At 50.1% G+C, this 12,715-nt stretch carries 15 protein-coding genes and 1 other RNA gene; 12 read left to right on the top strand and 4 right to left on the bottom strand.

Translation table 11 applies throughout. The features are described from left to right. The 8 genes from HALO_RS21140 to HALO_RS21105 all read left to right on the top strand — a co-directional run bounded on the left by HALO_RS21140 (position 1) and on the right by HALO_RS21105 (position 6,817). The gene (locus HALO_RS21140; protein WP_035582888.1) at positions 1 to 474 is read left to right on the top strand and encodes a hypothetical protein; all 474 of its coding nucleotides are present in this window, start codon (positions 1 to 3) and stop codon (positions 472 to 474) included. A 149-nt stretch (positions 475 to 623) separates the two neighbouring features. Next, positions 624 to 2,243, top strand: a complete 1,620-nt coding sequence (locus HALO_RS21135) for a DUF5677 domain-containing protein (protein WP_152561148.1) — start codon at positions 624 to 626, stop codon at positions 2,241 to 2,243. Between the two features lie 176 nt (positions 2,244 to 2,419). Further along, positions 2,420 to 3,007: a hypothetical protein gene (locus HALO_RS21130; protein WP_035582891.1), complete on the top strand. Its 588-nt coding sequence runs from the start codon at positions 2,420 to 2,422 to the stop codon at positions 3,005 to 3,007. Positions 3,008 to 3,119: 112 nt separating this feature from the next. Continuing rightward, positions 3,120 to 3,899, top strand: a complete 780-nt coding sequence (locus HALO_RS21125; protein WP_035582893.1) for a hypothetical protein — start codon at positions 3,120 to 3,122, stop codon at positions 3,897 to 3,899. A 21-nt stretch (positions 3,900 to 3,920) separates the two neighbouring features. Continuing rightward, a complete protein-coding gene (locus tag HALO_RS21120; protein WP_050713985.1) occupies positions 3,921 to 4,337 on the top strand; it encodes a hypothetical protein in 417 nt (138 codons plus the stop codon). A 9-nt stretch (positions 4,338 to 4,346) separates the two neighbouring features. Continuing rightward, positions 4,347 to 5,027: an AbiU2 domain-containing protein gene (locus tag HALO_RS21115; RefSeq protein WP_035582901.1), complete on the top strand. Its 681-nt coding sequence runs from the start codon at positions 4,347 to 4,349 to the stop codon at positions 5,025 to 5,027. 96 nt (positions 5,028 to 5,123) lie between these two features. After that, positions 5,124 to 6,167 (top strand): hypothetical protein, encoded by a 1,044-nt coding sequence (locus HALO_RS21110; RefSeq protein ID WP_035582902.1) that lies wholly within the window; start codon positions 5,124 to 5,126, stop codon positions 6,165 to 6,167. Between the two features lie 92 nt (positions 6,168 to 6,259). Beyond that, positions 6,260 to 6,817, top strand: coding sequence for a hypothetical protein (locus tag HALO_RS21105; protein WP_035582903.1), 558 nt, complete (start codon positions 6,260 to 6,262; stop codon positions 6,815 to 6,817). Positions 6,818 to 7,171: 354 nt separating this feature from the next. Here HALO_RS21105 and ssrA read toward each other — a convergent pair. Beyond that, positions 7,172 to 7,552: a transfer-messenger RNA gene (ssrA, locus tag HALO_RS21100) on the bottom strand. A gap of 45 nt (positions 7,553 to 7,597) precedes the next feature. Continuing rightward, positions 7,598 to 8,089 carry an SsrA-binding protein SmpB gene (smpB, locus tag HALO_RS21095; protein ID WP_007111854.1) on the bottom strand — a complete coding sequence of 164 codons (492 nt, stop codon included), beginning with the start codon at positions 8,087 to 8,089 and terminating at the stop codon, positions 7,598 to 7,600. A gap of 125 nt (positions 8,090 to 8,214) precedes the next feature. Here smpB and HALO_RS21090 point away from each other — a divergent pair, with 125 nt between their 5' ends. Further along, the gene (locus tag HALO_RS21090; RefSeq protein ID WP_035582904.1) at positions 8,215 to 8,649 is read left to right on the top strand and encodes a type II toxin-antitoxin system RatA family toxin; all 435 of its coding nucleotides are present in this window, start codon (positions 8,215 to 8,217) and stop codon (positions 8,647 to 8,649) included. Next, positions 8,639 to 8,956: an RnfH family protein gene (locus HALO_RS21085; RefSeq protein ID WP_050713984.1), complete on the top strand. Its 318-nt coding sequence runs from the start codon at positions 8,639 to 8,641 to the stop codon at positions 8,954 to 8,956. The genes HALO_RS21090 and HALO_RS21085 overlap by 11 nt, the downstream gene beginning before the upstream one ends. 2 nt (positions 8,957 to 8,958) lie before the next feature. On the opposite strand, the gene bamE is transcribed toward HALO_RS21085, so the two are convergent. Then, positions 8,959 to 9,417: an outer membrane protein assembly factor BamE gene (gene bamE, locus HALO_RS21080; RefSeq protein WP_035582906.1), complete on the bottom strand. Its 459-nt coding sequence runs from the start codon at positions 9,415 to 9,417 to the stop codon at positions 8,959 to 8,961. A gap of 72 nt (positions 9,418 to 9,489) precedes the next feature. Here bamE and fur point away from each other — a divergent pair, with 72 nt between their 5' ends. Further along, the gene (fur, locus tag HALO_RS21075) at positions 9,490 to 9,942 is read left to right on the top strand and encodes a ferric iron uptake transcriptional regulator (protein WP_007111850.1); all 453 of its coding nucleotides are present in this window, start codon (positions 9,490 to 9,492) and stop codon (positions 9,940 to 9,942) included. Between the two features lie 162 nt (positions 9,943 to 10,104). Here the strand turns inward: fur and recN are convergent, their stop codons facing one another. After that, positions 10,105 to 11,778, bottom strand: a complete 1,674-nt coding sequence (gene recN / locus HALO_RS21070) for a DNA repair protein RecN (protein ID WP_035582911.1) — start codon at positions 11,776 to 11,778, stop codon at positions 10,105 to 10,107. A gap of 211 nt (positions 11,779 to 11,989) precedes the next feature. Here recN and grpE point away from each other — a divergent pair, with 211 nt between their 5' ends. Next, entirely contained in the window at positions 11,990 to 12,631 is a 642-nt protein-coding gene (gene grpE, locus HALO_RS21065; protein WP_035582918.1) for a nucleotide exchange factor GrpE, read from the top strand. Positions 12,632 to 12,715: the final 84 nt, after the last annotated feature.

Here is a 12,715-nt window from a genome sequence, read left to right as displayed (position 1 = left end):
ATGGTTGATTTCAAAAAATTCCTTGAAAAAGGGTTGAGCGCAGCAGAGAAAGCTGAAGCCAACAAAGCTGAGATAGACTCTGTGTTTGAAGAGCTTAATCAGCAGATGGATGAGGCAACTAATGGAAAAATATATATTTCGCGTGTTGAGTTCTATGTAAATAGCCCTATCGCTGATTTGGCCTCGCTGGCTAACTTAAGGCCTAGGGAAAAATATACGGCAATTGCAGCCAAAAACCGAACCATTCAAGATTGTGAATATAAGCAACTGGCTAAATGGAAAATCGACAGAAACGGATATCCTTGTACAATAATTCTAGACCGCGATGAGATGTACTGTGAGGATAAGACGTCCCTTGAAAAAAATCTGCAACGCTTATTGAGTGACCCAGTCGTGGGTGATCAGATATATAAGCTTTTAAGCATGGTAGCCGCTGCCGAAGAAGATGGGGATGAAAATGAAGATGATGCTTAACAAGGCAATGCACGCGACAAGCGCGTGATTGCGGCGTTATACGTTTCCGAATTTCTCCGACACTCGAACTTTGAGGCCGAAGATTGAAGTCGAAGTTTTGTCTGCCATCATGAGGCTGGACAGAAAGTCGTAGACGCAGGAGGGGGCATGTGAGTAACCGCGCAAAGAAAAAGCGAAATAAGTCAGGGAAAGGGGGCCGACGTAAGGATTCTCGTTTTTCTTCCTTAAATATCAGCATGATCGATCAGCACAAGCGCGACGGAAGCAAGCTGGTACCTCCGCTGGCACAGATCCCGAATATGGCGACATCTTCTTGGTCGGACCACCATATGCCAGAAATGCTTTGGGCCGTCCTCCTTTCTGGTGTTCTCGAACGGCGGCATTATTTAGAGATTCTACGGAAGGTTGCGATTCATTGCCGGAGCTGGTTCCTGATAGAAGATGACGAAATCGCCGAAGAGAAGTCACCTGATCCAGAGGTAGGCCTTAACTTCTCGATTATTGTTGATCAAACGAAGTTGGCTGAAGTTTCAGATGAGGAGTTCCATGATTTCATCAAAATACCTTTAGCTCACCCATCAGGTTATGCGGCCCTTCGGCCGATTCTCCTTATTAATAGTCTTCCTGGAATTGAAAGATGGAAGAAATACCTAGATGAGGAACCAACAGAACATGACTGGAACACGCTTGCCCGAGTCACTGCTAATGTGCTCGATCACCAGTCCGAAGCATCTACCGACATTCGGTGGTTTAAGGTCATCATTGCCATCATCTCGGGTCGAATGCGCTTCCCAGCCTCTTTTGAAGAGCGGCTTGAGGAATTTCGGTTATTTCCTGACAAGGGCGACATGAGATCAGTGCGCCCATCAATCCGCTCTATGGAAATGTCTCTCCGTCGAAGTCATACGGCGGAATGGATTGAGCAATACTGGGAACAAGTACTTCGCGATACAGTTTGTATAGATCCCTCGGAAGGTGAAGGCTACACGTTCAAAGAAACCGAGATTGACCCCGATACTCTCTATGCTGCTCGCGATGGGGTTATTGAAAACTTTCGGCGAAATATTCGAGCGGAACGCGTTGACTCCCGGCTGGACTCAGCTTTCGGGCTAGTGCTTTACGCTCTTGGCATTTTAGAAGAGATTGGGATGCATCGCATCCACACGAGGATCGTTGGTGCTTTAGCGCTTCGGTCCCTAGCTGAGGTTTCCATAACGTTTCGCTATCTTGCAAAAACCGACTCGCCTGAAATGTGGCAGTCGTATCGAGTCTATGGAGCTGGTCAAGCAAAGCTTGCTTTCTTGAAAATACAGCAGACTCATGGCGACCTACCGAATTTTCTCGATGAATCCACGCTTCACTCGATTGCTAACGAGGATATATGGCAAGAATTTGTAAACATCGACGTCGGCCATTGGGCGAGTAGCAATTTGCGAAAACTTGCAATCGGCAGTGGTGCGAAGGATATCTATGACAAGTACTATGATTGGTCTTCGAGCTACATTCATGGAAATTGGGCAGCGGTACGGGACACGAACTTTGTGACCTGCCACAACCCACTTCATCGGCTGCACCGGATACCAAGGGTGGCTCACCGGGAGTTAAATTCGGTGGAGCCAGATGCAATTGAATTAGTTAATGAAATGATCATCGTCCTAGAGCGGCTTTTTCCTGGCGGGGAGAAAGTTTCTCCTGTCACTTTGAGAGAGCATGAAGCGGAATCTACAACACCAAATGCCGCCCAGGATAGTGACTCAACGAATGAGTAAGCAAATAATTGGTATAGAATCTTTCGCTGGACTCGGCTCGGGCTGAAGGGCGTGCCGCATAACAAGTAGTTGCAGTTCGTTCCGGGCCTGAAGGCCCTCCACCGGACAGCCTTGTCGCCGCTTCGCTCTGCCAAGGCTGTCGCTGAACAACGGCGTTATGCAGTAGGGAGAAATTGATGGCAGTGGTGGACGGCCGGATTTGGCCACCTTATGAAGCGTTCTATATCAATGGGATGTTATTTAATGCCCAGTCTGCTTTTCGCTCGATTGCTCGTATTTCCCATGCTTTCGAAGACCTGCCGGAAACAGCGATGGTAGAGGGGCTTGACCGGGTCCTTACTCACAATATTCTAAATGACTTGCAGAATATTATTGTTCATGGTGCGGCATTATCTCGCTATTTCTGGCCAGTTCGAAAAGGGCACGAAGAGCGTGGAGCACATCTACGTGAGTCATTCAATATCAACGAGACTAACCCTCTTTTTTCGCGTGAGCTCAGAAATGCCATAGAGCACTTTGATGAGCGCCTTGATCGCTATCTATCTCAAGGCATCGTGGGAGTAGTGATTCCCGAGTATGTTGGTCCAAAGCCAATCGATGATGGTGTTCCAGGCCACTTGTTTCGTGCTTTCTTCACAGACGTTGGCATCTTTCGTCTTCTAGATAGCGATCACGAAATGGAGCCTATCGTCAGCGAAATCATTAGGATTAAAGACCTATTAGAGGAAGCTGATGCGAGTGGCAGTAGGCTACCAAATGCATAACCAGGCCAAGCAGAGCGACCCATTTTCCGTTCCGCCTTTGGCTCCACTCCAAATGGTCGTCTGTTGGCGGCGTTATGTGTGGTCACGCTGATGGAGAAAAAGGATAACCTTTGTGGATAGACGCTGGGGAATATCGATTGATATTGAAGGGTTTTCTGCTCTTTACGAGAGCGGTGAGACCGGGAAAAGCAAGGCGATATGGGCGTTACATGAGCTGATGGACGCAGTAATAAAAATTGGTCAGCGCGCATACCCAGGTGATATTGCTTTTAATGAAGCTGATCGGATTTTTGCCCACCAATTTGGTGATGGATTTGTTATTGTTTCAAACTGTGAAGAAACCGATTCTAGCAGGTGTATCGCAATCGCAACTGCGATAATGCGCCATATGGCGATAAGAGGATTTTGCACAAAAGCCGCTATCTCCGTTGGTGACATGGCTGACATTAATGGCTGCTACCCCGACTCGGTCAGATTCTCTGACAATGGAACTCTGCGGTTCGGTGCTGGTTTAATGACTACAATACCCGTAATGGGAACGGCTTTGACAAAGGCATACAAATTGTCGTCTCGTGTATCTGGCAACGTACTTGTAGTGGATAAGCTGGCATTTGAGCATATTCCTAACTTTTTGGTTGCTTCATGTAGTGCTGAATGCTGCTTTATCGATTGGCGCAGTGACAAACACGATCTTGCTCGGACGGTTTCGGAGAAGAGTGGCCTAGAATTTGGTGATAGAGATAAACTGTTAGATTTGTTTGAGCAATATATTGAAAAAGACCCCAAGCCGCCAGAAAAATGGATTAAGGGTAGCAGGGCATCAATTGGGGGAAGTCCACCGCCTTACGCTGCGCTCCAGGCGGCAAATTATGGCGGCGTTAGGCAGGTATGATCGTCAGATTAGGGGCTATCCATGTCTCAGAAGCTTTTGGCCAAGATCAATCAGGGTTGCCATGACACTGAGAAGGAGCTTTTGAACCTAATAGATAATGCAACTCGTCTGGAAAAGCAGAAGATATTGAAGGCTGCGCAACAAAGGCTAAAAATCATAGCTCCTGCCAAATACAGGCAGATCGTTGGACCGTTACACGTCCGAGACTCTATGGGTAGCAAAAGTTGCTATTGCTGTAACCCCMCCTCTTTGGAACAAATAGCAAACGATATCGTTTCGGGCGATATACATTACGAAGCGCTGTTGTGCGATGCCTGCTGGGATGAGGATATATCGGTAGCATGGGGCACCTATGGCCCGTATGGTAAAAAACTGATAGACAAATGGACGTGGCAGGCTCTATGCACAGAAAGGGGCGACTGGAAGTTTGGAGCATGAGGGGGATTCTTGGATAAGGTTGAGGAAGCGCTCAAGCTATATCGAGATGAGGTTGCCACGGCTACCTGGGCGTTTTACGCATGGAAGCATTTGAACAATATTGGATCAAATGATCGAGCGGTAAGAAGCGGTTTAAATCGAAACGCGGCAACTTGGAACGTAATTACGCATTCCCTGCAGACGACATTTTTTATAACGATTGGCAGGCTCTTCGATATCGATGGCGATGCATTCTCGGTACACGCATTTCTCAGGTTTTGTATCGAAAACATTGATCAGTTCGCCTCTCAGCGTATTCGTGAGCGCAAGATGACTGACCAGAATGGTGTTGAGCCTGAGTGGTTAGAGGGCTACATGGAGAAAGTCTATGAAGCAAAGGAGCGAGATTTCCAGCGTCTGAGAGGAGAAGTAGCCAAACACCAAAGACGTTATGAAGAGATCTACCGACCGATACGGAACAAGTTCATGGCTCATAAGGAAATTGCATCTTTGTCAAATGTAACTGAGATATTTGGTCGGACCAATATTGGCGAAATCCAGAGTTTTTTAGCATTGTTCGGTCAAATTGAAAACATAGTTTTTGATCTAATGCACAATGGGAAGTTACAAAAAATCGGAGATTACGAACTCCGTGCAGAACAAAGAATGGAGCAAGATGTTATCTCTTTGCTAGATCGAATCAAGGCTTAACAATGCAAGTCACGGCGACGGCTACTGCATTGCGGCTTCGCCTCCATTCCGCAGCCGCGAGTGCTCAGCGGCGTTAAACGGTAAGTACAATCAACCATGATTTATGAAAAAACTTTGAAAAAGATTTGTCGCTTACCGAAAGTCACAGAAGATCTGATTCATTCCATATTTCTCAAGCATGAAAATTGCACGGTTCAAGTCGTCTCTAAGAACCTAGGGAAGCCCGGCTTTGAGATAACTACCAATGAGGGAACCTGCTTTGTAACTGAGAGAACCATTGATTATTACAACAAAAAATGGGGTCGAGTCACTGGGCTCCAACAAAGAATGCTTGGCCTATCTATACCTGTCCCTCTTTATATTGGTGAAGGGACCATTTCCAAAGAAATCCATGAGATAAACAAATCTAGCATCCCACTAAGCGACTCTGATGAATGGCTACACAGTAATTTCTCTATAGAGGTGGCATTAACCTATTTCCAACGTTACTTTAGCGTGAGCAATAGCTTCAAAGAATATAAAACAATAATTTTTGAAGCTATCGAAGCGTATTACATGGGAATGGATCATTTGGCAATAATGTCGCTTGTTCCAGTATTTGAAGCCGGATTAAGAAAAATTCAAAATTCGGTGCTGGGAATGAGCGCTCAAAATGTCAGCTCTAAAGAATTTGAAAAGGGTTTAAAAGAGCTATGCCTTGATTGGGGGCGGCGAAGAACTCGAGAATATATTTGGTATCCTGGTAAATCATATAATACCGCTGTGGAAGTTGATTTTCTAACTCACATATGTCCTCAGTCTGATGTAATAAATGCATTTAGGTTATTCTTTTCTAATGTCCTATACAAAAACAGCAATGAGGGGGTTGTTGGTTTAAATAGGCATATCATAGTTCATTTGCTCAGAAATGACTTTAATAACCCTGCAAATTTTTCACGCATCTTCTTGGCAATGACGCACATAACCTTCATAGAAAGTCTAAGCAACCAAGATGTGCCTTTCTTTTGGCCTGGGTACAATGACGATATCCAGGTAAACGAATTAAGTGTTTATATAAGACAATTATCCAAAAGCGTTGGTGAGCCTCGAAGAAAATTATTAAATCAAGCTGGCATTAGTAACTATAGCCATGGCGTTTAACAAGGCAAAGTACAGCGACAGCTATTCCGTTGCGGCTTCGCCTACACTATAGAGCTGCGCGTGTTGGCGGTGTTAGGACTCTTGAGGGAGTCATGGATATAACAAATAAAATTGCCGTTATTGCAGCAGCTATAGCTTTTGGCTCAGCGATGGTTTCAATTCTGGCCATCTATGTTCCTTGGCGAAATGCTCACGACGCAGAAATTTTTAAAGAGTCTGTCTTAGCGCTGGAAAGGGCATTTCGTTCCCTCATGTTGAACGCAGGCGAGGATGGACAGCCTGCACCCGATCGATTGAACTGGTTAACATCAGCAAGGCACATCGAGTCATACAAGTCACTGCGAAGATCACTTAAGACGGCCTTATATAAACGCCTCTCTCAGGAGCATGAAGAGCATTGGCGCTATGAGTTTTATCTAAAGCTCTTCAATAGGGAGCGCATGACTCAGGTTTCCTACTTCGAAGCGGGTCCCATCGAACCACGATCAGCGATTGTTATATACGGATTTGCCGCTTGGTCCCACACAAGGCAAGATCCAATCGACATCTTGAACCTAGAACAGCTTTTTCAGGAGTCCAATATTTTGAAAGGCAATTATGGGCTTCAGCAGTATCTGGCTAAGTTTCCGGAATTCGGTGGCGAAGCCTAACAATCGGCTGTTGTCGCCCCTTCGGGACTGGGAGGGCCTTTCCGCCGCCCCAAAGCCGGGCGTTAAAGCGCTATATCAGTGGCTCCTAAAAGGCCGCCCCTGGCCGATATCTGCCGTCGAAAAACAATCATAATCATAGTGCCGCAAACTCTGCCGAAAACGATATGGGCCTTAAGCGCAATGGCCAATAAACCGGCAGAAGGAGTAGGGCGACGAACCCACTGAATCCGCTCTGGCTAAAAATATAACTGAAAAATGTTGACCAAAAAGCTGACCACGCTATGCCTAAACAGGCCCTTTTCAGCCCATAGACACAAAAAAAGCACCCGTAGGTGCTTGATTTGTATAGTAAGGTGGTGGAGGCGGCGGGAATTGAACCCGCGTCCGCCAGCACGCTCCTATTGGCTCTACATGCTTAGATTCCGTCATTTAGTTTAGCGCGACTGACTCCGACGGTCAGGATTCAGCAACGCGAGCCTTCTAAAGTTTAACGGTTGGCGAGAAGACACCACCAACCGCGGTCCTATCAGCTTTAGCTCATATCCCCGCAGTGATGAATAGGCACATCACCTTGGGGCCAGACAAGAAGCTAACAGTGTTTAAGCTGCTAGCGCGCCTTGAGCGTAGTTTTCGTCATTTGCGACTATTTTTTCGTGATGTGGGATTTACGAGATACATCACGCTCTCGGCATGCACCTCAAGGGTTGTCACCGGCGTCGAAACCATGTCGCCCCCTTAATACAGGTGAACATTCTAACGTGCTCACAGCTGATTGACCAGTTATGCCTTGGTATGTTCCCGCATGATTCGACCTTTTTGACGATTCCAGTCGCGGTCTTTTTCTGTGGCGCGCTTGTCATGCAGCTGTTTACCGGTCACGAGCGCTAGCTCACACTTCACTTTATTGCGTTTCCAATAAAGTTTAAGGGGCACGCAGGTGTGGCCTTTGTCCTGGGTGACCGAAAAGATCTTGGCGATCTCTTTACGATGCAGCAGCAGTTTACGGGTGCGCGTCGGGTCGGCAATCTCGTGGGTGCTTGCCGTGTTAAGCGGCATAACATGACTGCCCAACAGAAACGCCTCGCCGTTGCGCACCAAAATGTAGGTATCGGTGAGCTGAGCTTTACCGGCCCGCATGCTTTTAACTTCCCAGCCAGCGAGTGATAGGCCTGCCTCGAAGGTTTCGTCGATATGATATTCAAATCGGGCCTTCTTGTTTTGGGCAATGACGCTGCTACCGGGACCTTTACTGTTMCCTTTCTTAGTGGCCATGGAACCTCATAATTAATCTGTCAGTGGCATCCCCTTCGTTATTAGGGGAGGCGTGATACCATTTAGGGTCTGAAAAATGTTTCCCATGATACGCTTTGGGCACTGTGAAGTCAGCGGAGAGGTCAATGCCAACCGTCAATCGTTCCGCCTTAGTGCGGCACACCCCCCAGAAAATGTTCGATTTGGTTAACGACTTCGAACGCTACCCGGAGTTTTTGCCAGGCTGCCGACAGGCGCGTTTGCTCGAACATGATGATGTGCATCTGATCGGCGAAATGACCCTTGGGCGCGCCGGTGTCGAACAAACCATCACCACGCGCAACGACCTCTTCGCGCCTGAGCGTATAGAGCTGTCGCTGGTCAAAGGTCCTTTCAAGCGACTTAAAGGTCGCTGGCTGTTTATCCCCATGGGGGAGGGCGCCTGTAAAGTGAGCTTGGAAATGGAGTTTGAGTTCGCCAATCGTTTGCTCGGCATGGCGTTTGGGAAACTCTTTCAGCAAATAGCCGGGCAGTTGGTCGATGCCTTCACCAAGCGCGCAAACGAGCTGTATGGGCGCTGAAACGCTAGCCATTGAGGTAGCCTTTGCGCTTCCATCTAAACAGCGCATAGTGGCTCTGAGGGTGCCTGAGGGCACGACTGCGCGCCAAGCCGTTGCCTTGGCTGATTTGCCAACGCTGTTTCCCGAGGTGCCCGGCGATACGTTTGCCGAGGCACCGCTGGGGATCTTCGGTAAGGCGCTACGCAACCCCGATACCCAGCCGTTACGCGACGGGGATCGGGTCGAGGTTTACCGGCCATTAGCCATTGMCCCCAAAGCCGCTCGCTTAGAGCGCGCTAAACGCCAAGCGAGCGACCCGGTGCGGTAGCATTAAGGCTGCTGAACGGGCTGTGTGTCCGTGGGTGGCTGTGTACGGGTGCTCTCGGCCGGGAGTGCATCCATGGGATCAACTCCTTCCGTTGCAGGGCCCATGCTGCTCTCGCCTTCAAGCGGCAGCGGTTTGGATAAATCACCCTCTTCCTCAATATTCATTAAGCGCCCTTGAGGGTCAAAGGTAAGGGTGACGCGACGCTGCTCCACATCGCCATACGCTTTGTCTAAACGAAACACGTAATCCCACTGGCTGGCGTCAAAGGGCGCTTCCAGTAGCGGCCTGCCCATGACATAAGTAACCTGCTCTTGGGTCATTCCCGGCTGAAGCTGGCTGACCATCTCTTGTGTCACCAGGTTTCCTTGGGGGATGTCGCGCTTGTAAACACCGACGTAGCTGCAGCCGCTAACAACGGTAAGGGCGACGGAGAGTGTGATGATTCGAGTCAATTTTTGCATTTGGGCCTATTCTTCACTATCGTGGTTTCGGTTGATCATACCCGACCTAACCTGTTACTGCGAAGAGCGACCATGGCCGATCAGAACCATGAATTGCGCAAAGCCGGTCTAAAAGTGACCCTGCCGCGCGTCAAGATACTTCAAATTCTCGAAAATGTTTCGGGTCAGCACCACCTTAGCGCGGAAGAAGTGTACAAAACACTGATCGATGCGGGCGAAGATGTTGGCTTGGCAACCGTATACCGCGTATTGACTCAGTTTGAGTCAGCGGGCTTGGTAATTCGTCATAATTTCGACGGAGGACATGCGGTATTCGAGATGACCCAAGAGGACCACCATGACCATATGGTGTGCCTTGAAAGCGGTGAGATCATTGAATTTGTTGATGAGATCATCGAGCGACGTCAGCAAGAAATTGCTGAAGAGCACGGCTACGAACTAGTCGATCATGCCCTGGTGCTATATGTGCGTCCGCGCGGTTCCGACGTAACGCGCCAGGACAGCGGGCCGACGAACAAGAAATAACGTTCTAGGTCGCCGCTAGTCGAAAACGCTAGTCGCTGTTCGAAATGTGAGCGCCCCTAATCTACTGGGCCGAATTTGCTAAGTGAATTCGTCCAGTGGATCAGGGGCGCTTGTGTTTATCCAGCTATTCAGCGTGTTAATTCGGCGCATTAGTTCAGCGCGTCAGTGGGGCGGACGCTGGCTCGCGTGGAGCATTTCCCGCGCGTGGGCGAGTGTTTGGTCAGAAAGCGTCACACCGCCCAGCATGCGCGCCAGTTCGCTGATGCGGCCCTGTTCGTCGAGCAGTGCCATTTGCGTCAAGGTGGTGTCGCGTTTCGCCTGTTTCTCGATATGCAGATGCTGGTGGGCCTGGGCTGCCACTTGCGGTAAGTGAGTCACGGTCATGACCTGGCCGTTTTCGCCCAGTTTGCGCAGCAGTTGGCCAACGATCTCTGCGGTGGCGCCCGAGATACCCACATCCACTTCGTCAAATACCAGGCTGGGCACCGTTGAGTGTGTCGCCGCGACGACTTGAATGGCGAGACTAATCCGCGACAATTCGCCGCCGGAAGCGACCTTGGTCAATGGGCGTGCGGGCTGGCCGGGGTTGGCGCTAATTAAAAACTGCACCCGGTCGAGGCCTTCAGGGGAGGGCGCGTCTTTGGCGGTGACTTCCACTTCAAAGCGCGCTTTACCCATGGCTAAAAAGCCCAGTTGCTGCTGCACCTCTTTGCCTAAACGAAGCGCGGCTTTTTGACGGTTCTTGGTGAGTTTCTTCGCCTCTAAGCGGTACTCTTCGCGTAGCTCGACTACCCGTGCACTGAGTGCCTCCAGGTCATTGCCACCCTCTTCGAGCTGAGCGACTTCTCGCTGTAGGTCGGCATGCAGGGCGCATAGCTCTTCAGGGGCAACGTGGTGCTTGCGGGCAATTCGGTGGACGTCGGTCATGCGCTCTTCTACCCAGGCCAGCCGGTCGGGGTCTAATTCGGTGGTGCTGGCTAGGCGGTTGAGCTCGCTGGAGGCCTCTTCCACTTGAATACGCGCATCGCTCAGCATGGCAAGCGTATTGGCCAGGGTGCCTTTGTCACTTCCCGGCAGTGCGCTTAAATGAGCGAACGCCTGGTTGAGTAAAGACAGCGCACCCCCCTCATCGCTGGCGCAGCAGTCGGCGGCAAACTGGGTTTCGCGCAGGGTCTCCTCCGCGTGAGCTAGGGTGTGCTGTTCTTCCTCAAGCGTGGTTAATTCCCCCTCCGCTAAAGCGAGCTGATCCAACTCCTCTACCTGATAGCGCAGCAGTTGGCGTTTGGCCTCTACTTCGCTGCCTTCTTCACTGAGCTTTTTCAACTGGCGGCGCGCATTGCGCCATTCGCGGAAGGTGATGGCTAATTGAGCGGTGGCATCGTTTAGGCCAGCGTAATCGTCCAGCAAGGCCAGGTGGGTCTCTTCGCGCATTAAAGCGTGATGAGCATGCTGGCCATGAATTTGAATCAGCTGCTCGCCGAGAGATTTGAGATCGGAAATCGTCGCGGGTTGGCCGTTAATCCATGCTTTGGAACGGCCGTTGGCGGTGACCACACGGCGCAGCAAACACTCTTCTACTGGAAGTTCCCGGGCGGTCAGCCACTCGACGGCGGCGGGTAGGTGCTGAATGTCAAAACGTGCGGAGAGGTCGGTACGCTCGCGGCCGTGGCGCACGCTACCGGCGTCGGCGCGTTCGCCCAGGCACAGCCCAAGGGCGCCTAACAGAATCGATTTGCCTGCCCCGGTTTCCCCGGTAATCGCGGTCATGCCGCCGGTTAAGTCGAGCTCTAAGTGATCGACAATGGCGAAATCTTGAATGGCTAGCTGAGTAAGCATGGCGCCTCCTGAGGCGGTTCAGCGCAGAAGCTGGATACTTATCCAATAGTTGTTGATTTATACAGTAGTTAATAACTCACTTCAATGCACCTCTTGAGATGGAATTTATGGCCCCCATATAGCGTGCATAGTTAGTTAAAGCGAGTGATTTAAAGGCTTACTTCTCTGCGCGCCGCCCGCGTGGCTGCGCCCTACTTTTTAGGAGCACAACATGGCGAAAGAACCGCAAACACCAATGGACGATGAGCTGGCCCGCCACGAGCAAGAAGCCGATGGCGCCGAGCAAGCGGCTGAGAAAGTCGCTGAAGAGCGTTTGATGGAGGGCGAGCTGGAAGGATTGATCAATGACGAAGAGCCCCTAGAAGGCAGTTCCGACAATCCTGAAGCGGAAATGCTGGCCGCCCAGGTGGGCGAGTTAGAGCAGAGCTTGGCCGATGCCAAGGATCAAGCCCTGCGCGCCGCCGCGGAAGCACAAAATGTGCGTCGCCGCGCTGAGCAGGAAGCCGAGAAAGCGCGCAAGTTTGCCCTAGAGAAGTTTGTTAAAGAGCTGCTGCCGGTGGTGGATAGTCTGGAAAAAGCCCTTGAGACCATGGAAGAGGGGGCCTCAGAGGTTCACCGTGAAGGCGTCTCCATGACCTTGAAGATGCAGTTGGATGTGCTTAACAAATTCGGCGTTGAAAGCATTGAACCCCATGGCGAGCCCTTCGACCCGCAGGTGCATGAAGCCATGACCATGGTGCCTAACCCGGATCTTGATCCGAATACCGTGATGGACGTTATGCAGAAAGGCTATTTGCTCAATGGACGCCTAGTGCGCCCGGCCATGGTCGTAGTGAGTAAAAAAGCCGATTAAGCCACTGGCGACACAGAGTCTTAAATAAGAGTGTGAAAAAAAGCCCTTGAAATGTCAGCGGCGGCCCCCAAATAAAGGGCAACC

The organism is Halomonas sp. R57-5 (assembly GCF_900070345.1).
In the GTDB taxonomy this organism is placed as follows: domain Bacteria; phylum Pseudomonadota; class Gammaproteobacteria; order Pseudomonadales; family Halomonadaceae; genus Vreelandella; species Vreelandella ventosae_B.
The sequence above is the reverse complement of the archived record's forward strand: the minus strand, read 5'-3'. Positions and strand labels throughout refer to the sequence as shown.

Bases quoted from the DNA above. Each gene is read 5' to 3' on its own strand.
- HALO_RS21140 (WP_035582888.1), top strand. From the start codon at position 1: ATGGTTGATTTCAAAAAATTCCTTGAAAAAGGGTTGAGCGCAGCAGAG.
- HALO_RS21105 (WP_035582903.1), top strand. From the start codon at position 6,260: ATGGATATAACAAATAAAATTGCCGTTATTGCAGCAGCTATAGCTTTT.
- recN (WP_035582911.1), bottom strand. From the start codon at position 11,778: ATGCTTACTCAGCTAGCCATTCAAGATTTCGCCATTGTCGATCACTTA.
- HALO_RS21130 (WP_035582891.1), top strand. From the start codon at position 2,420: ATGGCAGTGGTGGACGGCCGGATTTGGCCACCTTATGAAGCGTTCTAT.
- fur (WP_007111850.1), top strand. From the start codon at position 9,490: ATGGCCGATCAGAACCATGAATTGCGCAAAGCCGGTCTAAAAGTGACC.
- bamE (WP_035582906.1), bottom strand. From the start codon at position 9,417: ATGCAAAAATTGACTCGAATCATCACACTCTCCGTCGCCCTTACCGTT.
- HALO_RS21090 (WP_035582904.1), top strand. From the start codon at position 8,215: ATGCCAACCGTCAATCGTTCCGCCTTAGTGCGGCACACCCCCCAGAAA.
- grpE (WP_035582918.1), top strand. From the start codon at position 11,990: ATGGCGAAAGAACCGCAAACACCAATGGACGATGAGCTGGCCCGCCAC.
- HALO_RS21110 (WP_035582902.1), top strand. From the start codon at position 5,124: ATGATTTATGAAAAAACTTTGAAAAAGATTTGTCGCTTACCGAAAGTC.